Origin of the sequence: Pectobacterium quasiaquaticum (assembly GCF_014946775.2) — a bacterium.
In the GTDB taxonomy this organism is placed as follows: Bacteria; Pseudomonadota; Gammaproteobacteria; order Enterobacterales; family Enterobacteriaceae; genus Pectobacterium; species Pectobacterium aquaticum.
In genome coordinates this window covers 4,400,519-4,421,290 of the sequence record NZ_CP065177.1, presented here as the reverse complement: position 1 = coordinate 4,421,290, position 20,772 = coordinate 4,400,519, and the positions used below count along the sequence as shown (strand labels likewise).

Genomic DNA, 20,772 nt, shown 5'->3' with positions numbered 1-20,772 from the left:
AAAAATATGAAGTTAATAATAAAAATAGCCGGATAACCGGCTATTTAGGGGATAAGGTTACCTTAAATCAGGCGCTGCGGCGCAGCAGACCTTGTTTTTTAAGCCAGATCAGTAGAATGGAGATCGCCGCAGGCGTAATACCAGAAATCCGTGAAGCCTGACCGATCGACGAAGGCTTGTGATCGTTCAGCTTGGCAATCACCTCATTGGACAATCCACTCACCTGTTTGTAATCCAGATCGGTAGGCAGCAGTGCATTTTCATTACGCTGCTGTTTTTCGATTTCATCCTGCTGGCGAGCAATATACCCTTCGTATTTGACCTGAATTTCAACCTGCTCTGCGGCCTGTTCGTCGGTTAATCTTGGAGCAAACAGCGGTAGCGCAGTAAGCTGAACGTAATCCACTTCCGGGCGACGCAGCAGTTCTTCACCGTTCGCTTCACGGGACAACGGCGTTTTCAGCAATGAGTTGACCTGATCTAACTGCTCAGATTGCGGGTGAACGTGAATGTCGCGCAGGCGCTGACGCTCTTTCTCAATATTCTCGAGCTTCTCGTTGAAACGTGCCCAGCGATGATCGTCGACCATCCCCAGCTCGCGACCCATTTCAGTCAAACGTAGATCAGCGTTATCTTCGCGCAGCATCAGACGATATTCAGCACGTGAGGTAAACATCCGGTAGGGTTCTTTCGTCCCCAGCGTACAGAGATCGTCAACCAACACGCCGAGATAAGCTTGATCGCGACGTGGTGACCAACCTTCCTTATCGGCAGCCAGTCGAGCTGCATTCAGCCCAGCTAGCATGCCCTGTGCGGCCGCTTCTTCATAACCTGTTGTTCCGTTGATCTGTCCAGCGAAGAAAAGGCCATGAACAAATTTGTTTTCCAGCGTAGGTTTCAGATCGCGAGGATCGAAGAAATCGTACTCAATCGCATAGCCAGGACGAACGATGCGTGCATTTTCCATCCCTGCCATCGAGCGAACAATCTGCCATTGGACGTCAAACGGCAAACTGGTTGAGATTCCGTTAGGATAAATTTCGTTGCTGGTCAGGCCTTCCGGTTCAAGAAAGATCTGATGCGTATTTCGATCGGCAAAGCGCATGACTTTGTCTTCGATCGACGGGCAATACCGCGGGCCGATCCCTTCGATGATCCCGGCATACATCGGGCTACGATCCAGATTATTACGGATCACATCGTGGGTCTTCTCATTGGTATGCGTGATGTAGCACGGCATTTGCGCCGGATGCTGGCTCGCATTACCCAGGAACGAGAAAACGGGCATCGGGTTGTCACCGTGCTGTTGAGCCAGCACGCTAAAATCGATGGTTCTGGCGTCAATACGTGGCGGCGTACCGGTTTTCAGACGGTTGACGCGCAGAGGTAACTCACGCAGACGACGCGCGAGCGGAATAGAAGGCGGATCGCCTGCACGGCCACCGCTGTAGTTATCCAGCCCAATATGAATTTTGCCATCAAGGAAAGTGCCTACCGTCAACACCACGGCTTTTGCACGGAATTTTAGTCCCATCTGGGTAACCGCACCGACAACGCGATCGTTTTCCACGATCAGATCGTCAACCGCCTGCTGGAAGATCGTCAGGTTTGGCTGATTTTCCAAAGCGGTACGGACAGCCTGACGATAGAGCACACGATCCGCTTGTGCGCGGGTCGCTCTGACTGCAGGGCCTTTACTGCTGTTTAGTATCCTAAACTGTATACCTGCCTGATCGACGGCACGCGCCATCAAGCCTCCCATTGCATCGATCTCTTTAACCAGATGACCTTTCCCAATACCGCCGATCGCTGGGTTGCAAGACATTTGCCCCAACGTGTCGATATTGTGTGTGAGCAAAAGCGTCTGTTGGCCCATTCGGGCAGAAGCCATTGCTGCTTCTGTTCCGGCATGACCGCCACCGATCACGATGACGTCAAATGGATCTGGATAAAACATGGTACTGCTCCTCGCATTATCGCGAATGATGAGTGGCGAACGATCGTTATTTGCCCTGGGGAGGCGATTCTACTCAACTTTGAGCCAACGACCAAGTCCGTTGGATCCTCGTTAATTAAAGAAAGATCTTTTTATTTAAAGATCTCTTTATTAGATCTCTTATTAGGATCGTCATGTTGTGTGGATAAGTGATTATTCATATTAAAGATCAAGAGAATGGAGATGATCCTTACCTGTGAATGATCGGTGATCCTAGCCAGTATAAGCTGGGATCTTAATGCGTAGTTATGCACAGGACAAAAAACATACTCGGGTTGTTATTGGGATAACTACGGGTTTTACACCTGAAATAAGCATAGTTATCCACATTCAACTGCCGAATATTTCATCTTATTTGAGTAAAATAACCCACGATCCTAGCCATTCTTCTGCAGGATCTTCTGGAATCTGATGCTGAGTGATGTCGATCTCGAGGATTTCACCGATCCGTTTGGCACCCAATTGAGCCAATACACGATCCGCTGTTTGGATCGCGCCACAGAACGTGTCGTACTCTTTACTCCCGATCCCCACAGCACCGAAACGCACCTGAGAAAGGTCGGGCTTTTGCTGTTCCAGTTGTTCAAACAGTGCTTTCAGGTTGTCAGGGAATTCTCCTGCACCGTGTGTAGACGTCACCACCAGCCATATACCGCTTTCAGGTAGTGCATCAAGCGTAGGGCCATGCAGAATTTCAGTGGAAAAATCATCCTTCTCCAGCAGTTCGGCCAAATGCTCTGCAACATATTCGGCACTGCCAAGGGTACTGCCACTGATTAAGGTAATGTCTGCCATAGCGATCCCATCCGATAAAAGACGGGACATTGTACGCTGTGATCTGGCTGGGATCTACCTGTGGATAATATGGGTATAGGAAAAAAACATTACGGCGCGATCGTCCGCATGATGGGGTTCTGCAGGGAGATGAGCGTTTCAGTGGACTGAATTTCATCAATTGTTTGGATCTTGTTGATAAGCACATGTTGCAGCGCCTCGATCGAGCGGCACATGACCTTAATAAAGATGCTGTAATGCCCGGTGGTGTAGTAAGCCTCGACCACTTCTTCCAGATTGTTCAACTTCTCCAGCGCTGAAGGATAATCTTTGGCGCTTTTCAGAATGATGCCGATAAAACAGCATACGTCATAGCCCAGCTGTTTTGGGTTCACGTCCAGACGCGTACCGACAATGATGCCCGCCTGCTTCATTTTTTCTACTCGAACGTGGATTGTGCCTGGACTGACGGAAAATTGTTTTGCCAGTTCGGCATAAGGCGTGCGCGCATTTTCCATTAAGGCGGAAAGGATGCCGCGATCGAGATTATCGATCTGATAAATATCTGCCACTTTTAGCCCCCTTATTTAACGAATAATGATTTTATACCGCTATAAAATGACGGATTAAAAGAACAAGTGCAATTTATCTATAAGATTATTGAATGACAGGCAGTTTTTATTGCTTAATGAATAACTAAATACGATGAATAAGAGACGCGGCAATGAAAAAGCAGTACATCGAAAAACAACAGCAAATCAGCTTCGTTAAGTCTTTCTTCTCCAGCCAACTGGAGCAGCTTCTGGGATTGATTGAAGTCCAGGCACCGATTCTCAGCCGTATCGGCGATGGTACGCAGGACAACTTGTCCGGTACGGAAAAAGCGGTACAAGTTAATGTTAAAGCCTTGCCGGATGCCACATTTGAAGTGGTGCACTCACTGGCGAAATGGAAACGTAAAATGCTGGGTGCGTATGACTTTAGCTCCGGCGAAGGCATCTATACCCACATGAAAGCACTGCGCCCGGACGAAGATCGTCTAAGCCCGATCCACTCAGTTTATGTCGATCAATGGGACTGGGAGCGCGTGATGGGAGATGGAGAGCGCAATGCCGAGTATCTGAAATCGACGGTGACGCGTATTTATCAGGGTATTAAAGCGACGGAAGCGGCGGTACATCAGGCGTTTGGCATTCAGCCTTTCCTGCCGGAACAGATTCACTTTGTACATACCGAAACGTTGCTACAGCGCTATCCCGATCTGGATGCCAAAGGGCGTGAACGTGCTATCGCTAAAGAACTGGGTGCAGTCTTCCTTATTGGGATTGGCGGTAAACTGTCCAGCGGACACTCTCACGATGTGCGCGCACCAGATTATGATGACTGGACGACGTCAGGCGAGCACGAACTGGCGGGCCTGAACGGCGATATCGTCGTGTGGAACCCAGTTCTGAACGATGCATTTGAGATTTCATCAATGGGCATCCGTGTCGATGCTGAAGCCTTAACACGCCAGTTAGCGCTGACGCAGGATCAAGAACGTCTGAAGCTAGAATGGCATCAGGCGCTGCTGCGCGGTGAAATGCCGCAAACCATCGGTGGTGGAATCGGTCAGTCTCGCTTGGTCATGCTGTTGCTGCAATTGCCACACATTGGTCAGGTTCAGTGCGGCGTCTGGCCACAGTCGCTGCATGAGTCAGTTTCTGGCCTGCTTTAATAAGCCTTGCCGTGCTGCCAACGGCGCATTAAGCGGCTTTTTAACCCGGTATCAAAGCGCCAGATATGGTCAAAGATGTGCATGATGCCGGGTTTGCCATGATCGGACATCGCTACAGCATGGAAACGATGCTGTAGCTGCTTCTGGCGGCTTTTCACCTTATTCACTACCTCATCCGGCAACCGCTGGGCGATAAAATCTGAAATCACCACGGCGTCGGCATCATGCCAGAGTCCGTCATCCATTTTATCCAACAATGCTGACAGGCAGGCGCTCATATCCGTGCCGCCGCGGAAGGATTGGCTGAGAAAACGTATCGCCTGCTCTAAGCCGTCCGCAGATGTGAGCTCATATTTCACCACGCCAGTAGAAAACAGCATGATGTAGCAACGGCGGTTGTCGGCGAGTGCGATGCGCATCAGCGCCAGACAGAAGGCTTTGGCACAGCGTTCATTAAAGCCGCCCATCGAGCCTGACGTATCGACGCAGACGATAAAGGGGCCACGTGGCTGCTGTTCGTTTTGCTGATGTACCACGGGGCGCTCGGTGATTTTCTCGCGCCAGCTCTCCCCCTGTAAGCGATAGGTCAGCAGCCGATGCTCTAGTAGGCGACGATAGAATTCATATTCCAATTCGCTAATGCCCAATGTGGCCAGCTCCGTCGGCATCAAACGCAAAATGTCATCGCTCTGATGTACGCCACTCACCTGCTCAGGCACGGTGGCCGGTTCTCGTACTCTTACCCGGAAGGCTTCTTGTGGTGCCTCTTGCGTGAGGATGGATTTGGTTTCCCGGCTGCGGCCTAAGCGTTCCGCCAGTTTTTGTAATGCGGGCTGGCGTTGCAGGAAGGCACCGAAATCCAGTAATGGACGGGGATCGGTGTGAACACGCTGTGCTGCGCTGAGATCCCAGAGCCTCCCAGCTGCATTTTCATTTTCGGCCAAAATCGGTTCGAGTTTGCCGCTGAGGGTCAGGCGTTGTTGCAGTTCATCCAGCAGGATTTCCCGCTCCTGATCCATTAACTGCTGATGCAGTGAAACGGTTTGCAGTGTGAGGCTTAGCCGCCAGCGCTGAAGAAAGAGCGCGTGGAGCCCACTGGTGATCTTCTGCCCTAAGGTTCTCTCTGGAGAGGTAATGAGCTGTGAGGCCTGCGTCAGAAAGGGGGATTCTACGTTGTTCAGCGTATCCATAATCGCAGGCAGGCGTGTCTGAAAAGCCTGATTGTCGATCGATTGTGAACGTTGGTAGCAGCTAAATTCTTTCTCCAGCTCTGGCGGTACCTGCGTAGTGCGCAGGCGCTGCTTTAAGGTTTCTTTCCAGTGAGGAAGATCGTTGAGTAATGCCGACTTCAGGCTGGGATACTTTTCAAAGAAGAAAGCGAGCTGCGGCGTTGCCAATAGCGTGACGACAAGATCGTCCAGCAGTTCGTTTTCATCGATAGACAGCAGCATTTCCAGTGATTCCAGCGTGATCATCGGCGTTAGTCCTGTTGCTCTGATTGCTGGATCTGTTCGGCAACCTCTTGCAAGCTGGCTTCTATTTTAGCTAGCCACTCTGCGGGGACGAACAGACAAGGCTGATGCTGGCTGAATAAGCGACGTTGTTCGCGTAGCTGCATGGTCAGCTTTTCATATTCATCGGTAATCGCGGTAGGCAATACACAGTCGCGCTTTTCCGGCAGAGAAAGCATGGAGGATTGCAGGCTGATATCGCGAACTGTCAGGTGCTGGCGATCGTCCACCAGCAGGTCGAGACGTTGAGTAAAGCCGATGCCGTTGAGCTTGCCCCGGATTTCTCCCCCTTTTTGCAGCCACCCTTGCAAAGTATTCTTCTCAATAATCAGGTGATTGACTTCAATATCGTGCAGGATCAGCGGGCGTTGTAGCACCAGATCCAGCGTTTCTGCGACGATCGTGTCAGGCAAGGTGTAATGGAATTTCCGTCCAAGGAAGTGCCCCTGTTTCTCGACAGAAAATGCCTGCAATTCGCTTTGTTCACGCTGATATTGCTGACGTTTGGTATTCGCCTGTTGCAGCCGGAACAGTAGACTTTTCTGCTGGTAGGCGTGCTCGGTAATCAGCAATTCAAGCTGGTGTTCGATGAGCATCAAGGTGCTTTGGTCATGCCAGAGACAGTCTTTCAGCAGAATGATATCAACCGGCGTAATAGTGTCCCGTCCGCAGAAAAATGCGCTGGCCTGAAGCAGGCGCAGGGCTTTTTTCCAGCGTCGATCGGAAATGTAAGGCGCCTTTTCCAGCGCATCGAGCTGCTGACGCAGCGTGTAAATCAGCTCGAAACCGACTTCAGGCAGCGCAATCTGATCAATATCCTTCTGCCACTGTAGGTACTCTTCATCGCTGACGCTAAGGGCGGGCGGGACGGGGTTATCGCGTTCGCTGCTATTATTCACGAGCAGTGCACGGAAATTCTGTTTTTCCTGCACGCGATCGAGCCACAGACGGATGAGCATTCGGTCGTAGAGCGCTTCCAGACCGCCATCCGCCTCTGGCAATTCATTCGAGGCCGCGACCAGCAGGCGCATGGGGATCGTATCTTCGCTGTTGCCATTACGGAAACGCCGTTCGTTAATGGCCGTCAGCAGGGTGTTCAAAATAGCGGGACCCGCTTTCCAGATTTCATCCAAAAAAACGATTTCGGCTTCCGGCAGATAACCGGCGGTGAGTCGCTGGTAGCGGCCTTCATCTTTTAATGCCTGAATAGAAAGGGGACCGAATACCTCTTCTGGGGTGGAAAAGCGGGTCATCAGGTACTCGAATGCGTTCGCATGACGAAAAGCGAATTTAAGGCGCCGAGCGATCATACTTTTGGCTATACCTGGCGGCCCTAGGAGAAAAACGCTTTCCCCGCTTAGTGCTGCCAGCAGACAGAGGCGAATGGCATGCTGTCTTTCGTAGAGCCCATGCTCTAGCGCATGACTGAGGCGAGAAATTCTTTCAGCCAATGCCGCAGTTTGACGCATAATTAATCCGTTAGTCCCATGATGTGATGTACTGAAATCGTTTATTTTTTGAATTCGGTTGCTCTACTGAAAGCGATGTCTCAGAAAAAACCTACTTTCAGAAAGACAATAGTAATAATAAACGGCAGATCACAGATTTTTATTAGAATACTTTTACGGATTATTCACCCTAACGGGGGAAGTAAGCAATAAACTACCTTTTACAGGATGTTTCTTATGCATGACCCCGCACCATAAACATGGTTTTTTACCCTGATTTGTGCATACTGTGCGCTTTCGGACGCGTTGCTGTGAATGACGCGCTTCGCGGACTGATTAACAACATGATTAACAAAAGAAGATAGGTTTATGAGCTCAGAACATAAACGTTCGCTTCCGGCTGTCACGCTGGCGGCCATCGGGGTAGTTTATGGAGATATAGGAACCAGCCCTCTTTATACGTTAAGGGAATGTTTATCAGGGCAGTTTGGTTTTGGGGTCGAACCTGATTCTGTCTTTGGCTTTCTTTCACTGATCTTTTGGCTGTTGGTCCTTGTTGTTTCGCTGAAATACCTGACCTATGTGATGCGTGCCGATAACGCAGGCGAAGGTGGAATTCTCACATTAATGTCGTTAGCTGGGCGCAATACCTCCGATAGAATGACGTCTGTGCTGGTCATCATGGGGTTGATTGGCGGTAGCTTCTTCTATGGGGAAGTGGTCATCACGCCAGCTATCTCGGTGATGTCGGCGATGGAAGGGCTGGAAATTGCCGCGCCGTCGATGGGCAGCTATATCGTTCCCCTCTCGATTGTCGTTCTGACATTACTGTTTATTATTCAAAAACACGGTACAGGTAGCGTCGGCAAGCTGTTTGCACCCGTGATGCTGATTTGGTTTTTGACGCTTGGCGTACTGGGTGCGCGCAGCATTATCGCTAATCCCGAAATTTTGCAGGCGTTGAACCCGATGTACGCCTTGCGCTTCTTTATCGAATATAAAGTAGCGTCGTTCTTTGCGCTGGGTGCGGTGGTGCTGGCGATTACCGGGGTCGAAGCGCTGTATGCCGATATGGGGCACTTCGGTAAATTCCCGATTCGTCTCGCCTGGTTTACGGTGGTGCTACCATCGCTGGTGTTAAATTACTTCGGGCAGGGCGCGTTGCTGTTAAAGGACCCGGAAGCCATCAAGAACCCTTTCTTCCTGCTGGCACCAGACTGGGCGCTGATTCCACTGATGATATTGGCTACGTTGGCGACAATTATTGCTTCTCAGGCAGTGATTTCCGGCGTTTTTTCCCTTACCCGTCAGGCTGTGCGGCTGGGTTACTTGCCGCCGATGCGTATCGTACATACGTCAGATATGGAATCCGGTCAGATTTATATCCCTGCCATTAACTGGATGCTCTATATTTCCGTTGTCATCGTGATTGTCAGCTTTGAGCATTCGGGCAATCTTGCTGCGGCTTACGGGATTGCGGTAACAGGTACGATGGTGATTACCAGCATTCTGTTCTTTACGGTGGCGGTAAAAAATTGGCTCTGGAATCGCTATCTGGCCTGGGTTTTGCTGGCGGGCCTGCTGATTATTGACGTGCCGATGTTTTTGGCAAACGTGGTCAAGATCTTCTCCGGCGGCTGGCTGCCGCTGGCATTGGGTATGGTTATGTTTATCATCATGACCACATGGAAAAGCGAGCGCTTCAGGCTGCTGCGCCGGCTGCATGAGCATGGTAATTCGCTGGATGCCATGATTGCCTCGCTGGAGAAAACGCCGCCGACGCGTGTGCTGGGGACCGCCGTGTATTTCTCGCGCGCGACTCGTGTTATTCCGTTCGCCCTGCTGCATAACCTTAAGCACAATAAGATCCTGCACGAGCGTGTGGTGCTATTGACCATGCGAACGGAGGATGCCCCCTATGTGCTGAACGCGCGTCGAGTAACGGTTGAACAGCTTTCGCCGACGTTCTGGCGCGTGATTGCCAACTATGGCTGGCGTGAGACGCCGGATGTGGAAGAGGTCTTTCAGCGCTGCTGGCAGGATGGGTTAACCTGCCAAATGATGGAAACCTCTTTCTTTATGTCCAATGAGTCACTGATTATCGGTGAGCGTCCGTGGTATCTACGCTTGCGCGGTAAGCTATTCATGATGCTCAGCCGCAATGCGCTGCGGGCGGCGGATCAGTTTGAAATACCGCCGAACAGGCTGATTGAACTGGGGATACAGGTCGAGATTTAAGTGAACCGAATAGATGATCTTATGTTGGGATAAGATCGAGATATACGGTCGACCACGAGGCGAGGCATCCCTGCGGGAACCTCATCCTCGTGTTTCCCTAATAACAGGCAGCGAGTTGCTGCTAGTACGTTAACTATTTTCCCAATTTACCGACACAATTAGCCCGCCTTCGGGCTGATTGGTGAACGTGACCCGCATGTGGTGTAGTTTTGCGATGTTGTTGACGATAGAAATTCCCAGACCGCTGCCGGATTTATCCTGCCCCGGCGGGCGATAAAAGCGTTCGCCAATTCTTGCCAGCGCCGCCTTGCTAATACCCGGCCCGTTATCGGTAACCTGAAAGCTGCGTTCTGTCAGCGTCAGGTTTACCGTCCCCCCTTCATGGCTGTAGCGAATAGCATTATCCAGCAAATTGCGTACCAGCAGAGTCAGCAACAGCGGATGGCCTTGCCGGATAACGGGGGCGTCTGGTAAATCTAGCGTCAGTTCGATACCCGCAGTTTTCGCCGTGTGGTAATGCGCGATCACTGTCTGTTGCAGGAGTTCATTGAACTGAACGGGCTGCATCCCTTCGGGTGACGATTCGGCATCCAGCCGCGATAGTGTCAGGAGTTGATCCACCAGCCGTGTAGCCCGATCGATACCTTTGTCCAGATTGACCAGTGCATGGTGCCGCATGGCTTCATCGTCATGCGCGAGCTGTGCGACTTCGGTTTGGACTTTCAACGCTGCCAGCGGGCTACGCAATTCATGAGCCGCATCGGAGGTAAAACGACGTTCACGAACCAGCATGTCGCTGATGCGGGAAAACAGGTGGTTTAATGCGTTGACCAATGGGCGAACTTCTTGCGGGATGTGCTGCGTCGCCAGCGGTGTACTTTCGCCCGGTGAACGCTGTTGAAGCTCGGTGGTAATGTGTTTTAGCGGCGAGAGTTCACGCGTTACGAGACAGAACAGCAGCGCCAGCATGATCGGCAGCGCAAACAGCCACGGCATCAAGTTGGTTTTTACAATATCCAGCGTCATGTCCTGACGGTATTCCCATTCCTGCCCAACGGCGATCACGTAACGATCATCTGCCGTTGTTAACCAGATGATGCGCCATGCGTCACTGTCATCACGCAATTTGCCGTCGGTAAAGCCGTTTCGCTGGTAATCAAAAATGAAATTTTTGCCGTTCTCACCATCATTCAACGCCATCTTCCCATCACGAGTAAAAATGGCGAAGGCTAGGGCATCATCATCCTGCTTGCCTCGATCCTTGTGTACCAAACTTTTGGTTTTGGGCAGAGAAGTTGACTGAATTCGCAATTCATCGGGGTTCATGGTGGCAAGACGTTTGGCAAATAGCAATTGCTGAGTATCAAATAACTCATTGATGTTATGACGCGTTTGATACCACGAAAGCAGACTGGCTACGCCCCAGCAAATCATAGTCAGCAGCGTAAAACCCGCAATCAGGCGTAAACGCAGGCTGAGTCGGTTCATAGTGCATCTCCCAAAATGTAGCCAACGCCATGCACGGTACGGATAAACCCGCTGCCCAGCTTTTTACGCAGATGATGGATATGCACTTCTACCGCATTACTGGAGACATCATCGTCCCACCCATAGAGCTTTTCTTCCAACTGTGCGCGCGTGAGTACGCGGTTTGGATTGAGCAAAAACAGTTCCAGTAACGCCAGTTCGCGAGATTTTAGTATCAGCGGTTCGTTGTTAAGCGTGACGCTCCGCGATCCTTGCTCAAGGGAAACCGCGCCGTGCGTTAATGCCGGTTGAAGCTGACCGTGACGGCGGCGAATCAGTGCCTGCAGGCGAGCGGCCACTTCTGTCAGCGCAAAGGGCTTACATAAATAATCATCGGCACCTCGTTGTAGCCCTTCCACACGTTGTTCCAGCGCATCGCGGGCGGTCAAAATCAGTACCGGTTCGTCATGCCCAGCCTGACGCCACTGGCGCAGAATATCCATCCCGTCCATACCCGGCAGGCTGAGATCGAGCACCACCGCATCATAGGGTGCCGCCTTCAATGCCGCTGCACCTGCTTTACCTTCCATAAACCAGTCGATATTAAAGCCTAGTTTGTTCAACCCCGCTTTCAGGCCGTCGCCAATCAAGCGATCGTCTTCGATTAACAATATTCTCATGGCTGCCTCGCAGGAAATGTGTCGCTGTTGCGTTTGCGCCTTTTCTGGTTTTATACGAAATCGGGGGGCGACGTGTACAGGACAAATCGCTGAAATCGGGCGATTTCGGCAATATAAAAAAATAAAAATGCAGACGCTGATTCCTTAAGATTCTGTTAAGAACGGTTTGTTTTAATCCTTCCCGAAGACCGATTACTCCCGCAGGTTGACTGCGAAACCGTTGACTGTGAAAAAACAGACAAAATAAGGAAGGTAAACATGAAAAAAGCAGCTGCGTTACTTGCCATTACCGCTCTGGTTTCTGTACCCGTATTTGCCGCACAAAGCGGCGGTGGTTTCGTCAACCCAGAAACGCCTGCGGTTGGCACGCATAAAGGGGGATTCATCGATCAACAGAGTTCCCTCACCACGGTAGATAAGGCTAAAGATTTGCGTGATGACAGTTGGGTGGCGCTGAGCGGCAATATTGAAAAACGGATCGGTGATGAGAACTATCTGTTCCGCGATTCAACGGGCACGATGGAAGTCGAGATCGATCACAAACGCTGGAATGGTCAGATGGTTTCACCCACCGATAAAGTGGAAATTCAGGGTGAACTGGATAAAGACTTCAACTCTGTCGAGCTGGATGTGAAGCAGATTCGCAAACTCTAAAACGTTATCCTCAATTCCCTAGTGGCGGGCTGTTGCCCGCTATTTCTCTTTTTATCAACCTTCTATAACGGCCTCGTGTTCTCTTTATTTTTTTGTTAGCGAAACGTTTCGATAGCGATCACATTTTTTTTATCTCTTCATTGCCTTTCTTGCTTCTTTTTCTAGAATGTTATTAGCGAAACGTTTCGCTAGTGGGGTGAGAAGATGAAAAAAGCAGCATTATTGAATTCAGATATTTCTTCTGTGATTTCTCGACTAGGGCATACCGATAGCCTTGTGATTGGCGATGCCGGTTTACCGATTCCTGAAACGACGACCCGTATCGATCTGGCGTTGACGCATAATGTGCCGACGTTCTTGCAGGTCGTTAGCGTTGTCACCAGCGAAATGCAGGTCGAGGCCGCTATTCTGGCGAAAGAGATTATTGAAAAGAACCCCGCAGTCCATGACGCATTACTCGATCAATTGAAGCAACTTGAACAACACCAGGGCAACTCAATTGCATTGCACTATGTCAGCCATGAAGAATTTAAAACCCAAAGCGGCAAAAGCCGGGCCATCATTCGCAGCGGAGAGTGCTCTCCGTATGCCAATGTCATCCTTTGTGCTGGCGTAACGTTCTGAGGCATCAATGCAACCTTTACTGCAACTGCAAGGCATCACGAAATCTTTTCCCGGCGTTAAAGCGCTTTCCGGTGCGGCACTCAACGTCTATCCGGGAAAAGTGATGGCGCTGGTGGGCGAGAACGGTGCGGGCAAGTCCACCATGATGAAAGTCCTGACCGGGATCTATCGTAAAGATGCCGGCAGCATTCATTTTCTGGGGAAAGAGGTCGATTTCAGCGGGCCGAAAGCGTCCCAGGAAGCAGGTATCGGTATTATCCATCAGGAACTTAACCTGATTCCCCAACTCACAATTGCCGAGAATATCTTCCTTGGTCGTGAATTTACCAACCGCTTCGGTCGTATCGACTGGAACAAGATGTATGCGGAAGCCGATAAGTTGCTGAAACGCCTTAATCTGCGCTATGACAGCCGTCGTATGGTCGGGGATTTATCGATTGGCGATCAGCAAATGGTAGAAATTGCCAAGGTGCTGAGCTTTGAATCGAAAGTCATCATCATGGATGAACCGACTGATGCCCTGACAGATACTGAAACCGCTTCGTTATTCAGCGTGATCAAAGAGCTGCAATCTCAGGGATGCGGCATTGTCTATATTTCCCACCGTCTGAAAGAAATCTTTGAAATCTGCGATGACATTACCGTGTTCCGCGATGGTCAGTTTATCGGCGAGCGTCCGGTTAGTGATTTAGAGGAAGATACGCTGATTGAAATGATGGTCGGTCGTAAGCTGGAAGATCAGTACCCACGTTCGAATAAAGTGCCGGGAGAGGTTCGCCTTAAGGTACAGAACCTGTCTGGGCCGGGCGTCGACAGTGTCAGCTTTACGGTGCGGAAAGGCGAAATTCTGGGCGTCGCAGGGCTGATGGGCGCGGGCCGTACCGAACTGATGAAGATTATCTACGGCGCACTACCGCGAACTGGCGGTAATGTGACGCTGGATGGCCGCGACGTTGTGACCCGTAAACCGCAGGATGGCCTGGCGAACGGCATCGTTTACATTTCCGAAGACCGCAAACGTGATGGTCTGGTGCTGGGCATGTCAGTAAAAGAAAACATGTCCTTAACCGCACTGCGCTATTTCAGCCATGCGGGCGGTCGTTTGAAACATGCCGAAGAGCAACTGACCGTTGCCGACTTTATTCGCCTGTTCAACGTGAAAACGCCTTCGATGGAGCAGCCTATCGGCCTGCTTTCCGGCGGTAATCAGCAGAAAGTGGCGATTGCCCGTGGCCTGATGACGCGCCCAAATGTCCTGATCCTTGATGAACCGACGCGTGGCGTCGATGTCGGGGCGAAGAAAGAGATTTATCAGTTAATCAATCAATTCAAAGAAGAAGGGCTGAGCATCATATTGGTGTCATCCGAAATGCCCGAAGTCTTGGGAATGAGCGATCGCATCATTGTGATGCATGAAGGGCGCTTGAGCGGTGATTTCCCTATTGAGCAAGCTACCCAGGAAGCACTGATGGCCGCGGCCGTTGGTAAGCAATACGGCGCAAAGCAGGAGTAAGTCAGACATGAGTTCTCAATCTATCGCGGCAAAACGCTGGTTCAGCAAAGAGTGGTTACTGGAGCAGAAATCGCTGATCGCGCTCCTGATCCTGATTGCGGTTGTTTCCGCCATGAGCCCTAACTTTTTTACCCTGAACAACCTGTTCAATATTCTCCAGCAGACGTCGGTGAACGCCATCATGGCCGTCGGCATGACCCTGGTGATTCTGACCTCGGGCATCGATTTGTCAGTGGGTTCCCTGCTGGCATTAACCGGTGCCGTAGCGGCTTCCATCGTCGGGCTTGAAGTCAATGCGCTGGTGGCGGTGTTTGGCGCACTGGCGCTGGGGGCGCTGATTGGTGCGGGTACGGGGGTTATTGTATCTAAAGGCAAAGTGCAGGCGTTTATCGCCACGTTGGTCATGATGCTGTTACTTCGCGGTGTGACGATGGTTTATACCAACGGCAGCCCGGTTAATACCGGTTTTTCCGACGTAGCAGATGCGTTTGGCTGGTTTGGTATCGGTCGTCCGCTGGGGATTCCGACGCCAATCTGGATCATGGCTATCGTGTTCGCGGCAGCCTGGTACATGTTGCATCATACGTGTCTGGGGCGCTATATCTATGCGTTGGGCGGCAACGAGTCTGCCACCCGTTTGTCCGGCATCAGTGTTGATAAAGTCAAAATTATTGTCTATTCCCTGTGTGGGCTGTTGTCTGCCCTAGCGGGAATTATCGAAGTCGCACGCTTGTCCTCTGCACAGCCGACGGCGGGTACAGGGTATGAGCTGGATGCTATCGCGGCTGTAGTATTGGGCGGCACCAGTCTGGCTGGAGGAAAAGGGCGTATCGTTGGTACGTTGATCGGCGCACTTATCCTTGGTTTCCTCAACAACGGACTGAATTTATTAGGTGTTTCTTCTTACTACCAAATGATCGTTAAAGCAGTCGTCATCTTGCTGGCGGTTCTGGTAGATAACAAAAGCAGTAAATAACCTTCATTCACACAGGAATTGAGTTATGAATATGAAAAAGCTGGCTACTCTGGTTTCCGCTGTTGCGCTGAGCGCGACTGTCAGTGCTAATGCCTTGGCCAAAGATACGGTTGCTCTGGTGGTTTCTACGCTGAATAACCCGTTCTTTGTTTCAATGAAAGAGGGTGCGCAGAAAGAAGCTGACAAACTGGGTTACGAGCTGATTGTGCTGGATTCCCAGAATAACCCAGCAAAAGAACTGGCTAACGTTCAGGATTTGACGGTGCGTGGAACTAAAGTTCTGCTGATCAACCCGACCGATTCTGATGCAGTAGGTAATGCGATTAAAATGGCTAACCAAGCCAAGATCCCTGTTATTACGCTGGACCGCGTTGCGAGCAGTGGTGAAGTTGTGAGCCATGTGGCTTCTGATAACGCCTTCGGCGGTAAAGTTGCCGGTGACTTCATTGCCAAGAAATTGGGTGAAGGCGCTAAAGTGATTCAGCTGGAAGGCATCGCCGGAACGTCTGCCGCGCGCGAGCGTGGGGCCGGTTTCATGAAATCTGCTGAGAAAAATAAATTCGCTATGCTGGCCAGCCAACCTGCTGACTTCGACCGTACTAAAGGGCTGAACGTGATGCAGAACCTGCTGACCGCGCACCCTGACGTTCAGGCCGTATTTGCTCAAAACGATGAAATGGCGTTGGGTGCACTGCGTGCACTGCAAACCGCAGGTAAAACAGATGTGCTGGTTGTCGGCTTTGACGGCACTCAGGATGGTGTGAAGGCCGTTGAGTCAGGCAAGCTGGCTGCGACTGTTGCTCAGCGTCCTGATCAGATCGGTGTGATCGGTATCGAAACGGCTGCGAAAGTGCTGAAAGGTGAAAAACCTCAGGCCATCATTCCGGTTGACCTGAAGCTGGTAGCAAAATAATTAAAGAATAAAGCAGGGCTCGCGCCACCCGTTTGTGGTGGCGCATTATTAACGTAGCGGGATTCGACATAATGAAAACGGGTAAGCTGGTGGTACTGGGCAGTATTAATGCTGACCATATTCTCAATCTTGAGCAATTTCCCCGTCCAGGTGAAACGGTGATCGGTGAGCAATATAGCGTTGCTTTCGGTGGGAAAGGTGCCAATCAGGCCGTTGCCGCTGGTCGAAGCGGTGCAGACATCGCCTTTATTGCCTGCGTTGGAGAAGATGATATCGGTACCCGTATTTGCCAGCAGTTATCCAAGGACAATATCGATGTTTCCGCCGTTGAGGCTATCTCCGGGGAAACAACCGGCGTTGCACTGATTTTTGTTAACGCCGACGCTGAGAACATGATCGCGATTAATGCCGGCGCGAATGCTGCTGTGACGCCTGATTATCTTCATCGTCATCAGCAACACATAATTGATGCTTCAGCATTGCTTATGCAGCTTGAGTCGCCGCTGGAAACGGTCATTGCGGCCGCTAAACTGGCGCATGAACACCAAACGAAAGTGATTCTTAACCCCGCCCCTGCCCGTGAACTGCCCGATGAACTGTTATCGCTGGTTAATATGATCACGCCGAATGAAACCGAAGCGCAGTTCCTGACGGGAATTACCGTTGAGACGGAAGACGATGCGGCTCGCGCAGCACAGGTTCTGCACGATAAAGGCATTGAAACGGTTCTCATCACATTGGGTAGCCGTGGCGTATGGTTAAGTGAAAACGGTCAGGGGCAGCGCATTCCGGGATATCGTGTAAAAGCCGTGGATACTATCGCCGCCGGAGACACGTTTAACGGTGCGTTAGTGACTGCATTGTTGGAAAATAAGCCCATGTCCTCCGCAGTAAAATTTGCCCATGCGGCAGCTGCGATAGCCGTTACTCGCCGAGGCGCTCAGCCCTCTGTCCCGTGGCGTGAAGAGATCGACGCATTTTTGCAAACCCAGGGGTGATCTTTGGCCACCATGAAAGATGTCGCCCGTCTTGCGGGCGTTTCTACTTCTACAGTATCTCACGTCATTAATAACAATCGCTTTGTCAGCGACACCATTCGCGAAAAAGTGATGAAGGCCGTTGAGGATCTCAACTATGCGCCGTCTGCGCTGGCCAGAAGTCTGAAAATAAACCAGACCCGCACCATCGGCATGTTGCTCACTGCCAGTAATAACCCGTTTTATGCCGAAGTGGTTCGTGGCGTAGAGCGCTGCTGTTATGAGCGAGGCTATAGTCTGATTCTGTGCAATACCGAAGGCGATCGCGATAGAATGAGCCATAGTCTCGAAACGCTGCTGCAAAAGCGGGTCGACGGTGTACTGTTGATGTGCACCGAAAGCCATCGCCCTTTGCCCGAAATGATGAGCCGCTATCCTTCAATACCTATGGTCATGATGGATTGGGCCCCCTTTGAGGGCGTCATGGACGTCATCAAAGATAACTCTCTGCTCGGTGGAGAGATCGCGACCAATTACCTCATTTCTCGTGGCTATAAAAAGATAGCCTGTATTGCGGGTCCAAAAGACAAGACGACCGCCTATAACCGATTAGAAGGTTATCGACAGGCGATGCAGCTCGCTGGGCTATCCGTTCCCGCTGATTATGAAATTTTCGGTGATTTTGAGTTTGAAGCGGGCTACCGTGCTATGCAGCAGTTGTTAGCGCTGGAGGATAAACCTGAAGCGGTGTTCACCAGTAACGATGCAATGGCCGTTGGCGTTTACCATGCGCTTTATCAGGCTGGACTTTCTATTCCGCAAGACATGGCGGTTATTGGTTACGATGACATTGAACTGGCCCGCTATATGTCACCACCTCTTACTACCGTTCACCAACCTAAAGATGAACTCGGTGAATTGGCGGTGGATACACTTTTGTATCGTCTGGAACATCCCAATACTGAACCTAATGCGCTGGTGTTGACGCCGGAATTGATGGTACGCCAGTCTGTCCGATGAGGTTTTCTCTCAATTTGCGGCGAAAAACCCGGCATAATGGCGTCTTTTAATTCACTTTGCTGAAAAAATCCTCACTCGGTAGTTTTTTTGCATTTAGCGCTTGTCAGTGGCCGAGAAGTCCCTATAATGCGCCTCCACTGACACGGCAACAGCGACTTACGAAGTTGGTGTGACAGAAAAAATTCAACGAAGGCGGTCAGTAATGACTTGACTTCACAGCGGAAAAGCATAATATATGCGGCCCGCGCCACGGAAGATGTGGCACTGCTCTTTAACAATTTAATCAGACAATCTGTGTGGGCACTCACAAGACCGTATCTTAACGATATAAAAAAGTCTTGAAGAGTGAACAACAGTAAATTCATTACGAATAAACAGTTACTAATTCTTTGAGCATCGCTGACGAGTTCAGCAAATCAAACAAATCTTAAATTGAAGAGTTTGATCATGGCTCAGATTGAACGCTGGCGGCAGGCCTAACACATGCAAGTCGAGCGGTAGCACAGGAGAGCTTGCTCTCTGGGTGACGAGCGGCGGACGGGTGAGTAATGTCTGGGAAACTGCCTGATGGAGGGGGATAACTACTGGAAACGGTAGCTAATACCGCATAACGTCTTCGGACCAAAGAGGGGGACCTTAGGGCCTCTCGCCATCGGATGTGCCCAGATGGGATTAGCTAGTAGGTGAGGTAATGGCTCACCTAGGCGACGATCCCTAGCTGGTCTGAGAGGATGACCAGCCACACTGGAACTGAGACACGGTCCAGACTCCTACGGGAGGCAGCAGTGGGGAATATTGCACAATGGGCGCAAGCCTGATGCAGCCATGCCGCGTGTGTGAAGAAGGCCTTCGGGTTGTAAAGCACTTTCAGCGGGGAGGAAGGCGATGAGGTTAATAACCTTATCGATTGACGTTACCCGCAGAAGAAGCACCGGCTAACTCCGTGCCAGCAGCCGCGGTAATACGGAGGGTGCAAGCGTTAATCGGAATGACTGGGCGTAAAGCGCACGCAGGCGGTCTGTTAAGTTGGATGTGAAATCCCCGGGCTTAACCTGGGAACTGCATTCAAAACTGACAGGCTAGAGTCTTGTAGAGGGGGGTAGAATTCCAGGTGTAGCGGTGAAATGCGTAGAGATCTGGAGGAATACCGGTGGCGAAGGCGGCCCCCTGGACAAAGACTGACGCTCAGGTGCGAAAGCGTGGGGAGCAAACAGGATTAGATACCCTGGTAGTCCACGCTGTAAACGATGTCGATTTGGAGGTTGTGCCCTTGAGGCGTGGCTTCCGGAGCTAACGCGTTAAATCGACCGCCTGGGGAGTACGGCCGCAAGGTTAAAACTCAAATGAATTGACGGGGGCCCGCACAAGCGGTGGAGCATGTGGTTTAATTCGATGCAACGCGAAGAACCTTACCTACTCTTGACATCCAGAGAACTTAGCAGAGATGCTTTGGTGCCTTCGGGAACTCTGAGACAGGTGCTGCATGGCTGTCGTCAGCTCGTGTTGTGAAATGTTGGGTTAAGTCCCGCAACGAGCGCAACCCTTATCCTTTGTTGCCAGCGATTCGGTCGGGAACTCAAAGGAGACTGCCGGTGATAAACCGGAGGAAGGTGGGGATGACGTCAAGTCATCATGGCCCTTACGAGTAGGGCTACACACGTGCTACAATGGCGTATACAAAGAGAAGCGACCTCGCGAGAGCAAGCGGACCTCATAAAGTACGTCGTAGTCCGGATTGGAGTCTGCAACTCGACTCCATGAAGTCGGAATCGCTAGTAATCGTAGATCAGAATGCTACGGTGAATACGTTCCCGGGCCTTGTACACACCGCCCGTCACACCATGGGAGTGGGTTGCAAAAGAAGTAGGTAGCTTAACCTTCGGGAGGGCGCTTACCACTTTGTGATTCATGACTGGGGTGAAGTCGTAACAAGGTAACCGTAGGGGAACCTGCGGTTGGATCACCTCCTTACCAAGAAGATGTGCGTTAAGTGAAGTGCTCACACAGATTGTCTGATGAAAATAACGAGCAGAAATACCTTAATAGGCTTGTAGCTCAGGTGGTTAGAGCGCACCCCTGATAAGGGTGAGGTCGGTGGTTCAAGTCCACTCAGGCCTACCAACTCTTCCGTGAGTGGTATCTAAGGTATCTGTAAGCAACGATGGGGTTATAGCTCAGCTGGGAGAGCGCCTGCCTTGCACGCAGGAGGTCTGCGGTTCGATCCCGCATAGCTCCACCATCACTACTCGCGCTATAGAAAACTT

General features: G+C 51.0%; 16 protein-coding genes, 2 tRNA genes and 1 rRNA gene. 12 read left to right on the top strand and 7 right to left on the bottom strand.

The genetic code is table 11. The features are described from left to right. Positions 1-67 precede the first annotated feature (67 nt). The 3 genes from mnmG to asnC form a co-directional block, all read right to left on the bottom strand. Complete coding sequence (gene mnmG / locus IG609_RS20190) at positions 68-1,957, bottom strand: tRNA uridine-5-carboxymethylaminomethyl(34) synthesis enzyme MnmG (RefSeq protein WP_193398792.1); 1,890 nt, start codon at positions 1,955-1,957, stop codon at positions 68-70. A gap of 390 nt (positions 1,958-2,347) precedes the next feature. Continuing rightward, positions 2,348-2,791, bottom strand: coding sequence for an FMN-binding protein MioC (mioC, locus tag IG609_RS20185; RefSeq protein ID WP_193398791.1), 444 nt, complete (start codon positions 2,789-2,791; stop codon positions 2,348-2,350). An 89-nt stretch (positions 2,792-2,880) separates the two neighbouring features. Next, positions 2,881-3,342: a transcriptional regulator AsnC gene (gene asnC / locus IG609_RS20180; RefSeq protein WP_102118004.1), complete on the bottom strand. Its 462-nt coding sequence runs from the start codon at positions 3,340-3,342 to the stop codon at positions 2,881-2,883. A 152-nt stretch (positions 3,343-3,494) separates the two neighbouring features. On the opposite strand from asnC, the gene asnA reads away from it, so the two are divergent. Beyond that, complete coding sequence (asnA, locus tag IG609_RS20175) at positions 3,495-4,487, top strand: aspartate--ammonia ligase (protein ID WP_193398790.1); 993 nt, start codon at positions 3,495-3,497, stop codon at positions 4,485-4,487. Here the strand turns inward: asnA and viaA are convergent. Next, entirely contained in the window at positions 4,484-5,962 is a 1,479-nt protein-coding gene (gene viaA, locus IG609_RS20170) for an ATPase RavA stimulator ViaA (RefSeq protein WP_193398789.1), read from the bottom strand. The two genes, asnA and viaA, sit on opposite strands and share 4 nt — an antisense overlap. 5 nt (positions 5,963-5,967) lie before the next feature. After that, positions 5,968-7,467 (bottom strand): ATPase RavA, encoded by a 1,500-nt coding sequence (gene ravA, locus IG609_RS20165; RefSeq protein ID WP_193398788.1) that lies wholly within the window; start codon positions 7,465-7,467, stop codon positions 5,968-5,970. Positions 7,468-7,815: 348 nt separating this feature from the next. Between ravA and kup the strand changes: the two genes are divergently transcribed. Further along, positions 7,816-9,684: a low affinity potassium transporter Kup gene (kup, locus tag IG609_RS20160; RefSeq protein ID WP_102118008.1), complete on the top strand. Its 1,869-nt coding sequence runs from the start codon at positions 7,816-7,818 to the stop codon at positions 9,682-9,684. A 129-nt stretch (positions 9,685-9,813) separates the two neighbouring features. On the opposite strand, the gene qseC is transcribed toward kup, so the two are convergent. Then, positions 9,814-11,172: a quorum sensing histidine kinase QseC gene (gene qseC, locus IG609_RS20155; protein ID WP_193398787.1), complete on the bottom strand. Its 1,359-nt coding sequence runs from the start codon at positions 11,170-11,172 to the stop codon at positions 9,814-9,816. Continuing rightward, on the bottom strand, positions 11,169-11,831 hold the full coding sequence (gene qseB, locus IG609_RS20150; protein WP_193398786.1) for a quorum sensing response regulator transcription factor QseB: 663 nt from the start codon (positions 11,829-11,831) through the stop codon (positions 11,169-11,171). Before qseB ends, qseC begins: the two co-directional genes overlap by 4 nt. A gap of 258 nt (positions 11,832-12,089) precedes the next feature. On the opposite strand from qseB, the gene IG609_RS20145 reads away from it, so the two are divergent. From IG609_RS20145 to IG609_RS20100, 10 genes are all read left to right on the top strand, one after another. Continuing rightward, complete coding sequence (locus IG609_RS20145) at positions 12,090-12,485, top strand: YgiW/YdeI family stress tolerance OB fold protein (RefSeq protein WP_193398785.1); 396 nt, start codon at positions 12,090-12,092, stop codon at positions 12,483-12,485. A 204-nt stretch (positions 12,486-12,689) separates the two neighbouring features. Then, on the top strand, positions 12,690-13,109 hold the full coding sequence (gene rbsD / locus IG609_RS20140) for a D-ribose pyranase (RefSeq protein ID WP_193400310.1): 420 nt from the start codon (positions 12,690-12,692) through the stop codon (positions 13,107-13,109). 7 nt (positions 13,110-13,116) lie between these two features. After that, complete coding sequence (gene rbsA / locus IG609_RS20135) at positions 13,117-14,622, top strand: ribose ABC transporter ATP-binding protein RbsA (RefSeq protein WP_193400308.1); 1,506 nt, start codon at positions 13,117-13,119, stop codon at positions 14,620-14,622. 7 nt (positions 14,623-14,629) lie between these two features. Further along, a complete protein-coding gene (rbsC, locus tag IG609_RS20130; protein ID WP_193400306.1) occupies positions 14,630-15,598 on the top strand; it encodes a ribose ABC transporter permease in 969 nt (322 codons plus the stop codon). A gap of 25 nt (positions 15,599-15,623) precedes the next feature. Then, positions 15,624-16,511: a ribose ABC transporter substrate-binding protein RbsB gene (rbsB, locus tag IG609_RS20125; RefSeq protein ID WP_039275930.1), complete on the top strand. Its 888-nt coding sequence runs from the start codon at positions 15,624-15,626 to the stop codon at positions 16,509-16,511. Positions 16,512-16,582: 71 nt separating this feature from the next. Next, complete coding sequence (gene rbsK, locus IG609_RS20120) at positions 16,583-17,509, top strand: ribokinase (RefSeq protein ID WP_039317415.1); 927 nt, start codon at positions 16,583-16,585, stop codon at positions 17,507-17,509. A gap of 3 nt (positions 17,510-17,512) precedes the next feature. Further along, on the top strand, positions 17,513-18,508 hold the full coding sequence (gene rbsR, locus IG609_RS20115) for a ribose operon transcriptional repressor RbsR (protein ID WP_193398783.1): 996 nt from the start codon (positions 17,513-17,515) through the stop codon (positions 18,506-18,508). 429 nt (positions 18,509-18,937) lie between these two features. Beyond that, positions 18,938-20,479 (top strand): 16S ribosomal RNA (locus tag IG609_RS20110). Positions 20,480-20,552: 73 nt separating this feature from the next. Continuing rightward, positions 20,553-20,629: transfer RNA gene (locus IG609_RS20105), tRNA-Ile, on the top strand. 42 nt (positions 20,630-20,671) lie between these two features. Then, a tRNA-Ala gene (locus tag IG609_RS20100) sits at positions 20,672-20,747 on the top strand. Positions 20,748-20,772 lie beyond the last annotated feature (25 nt).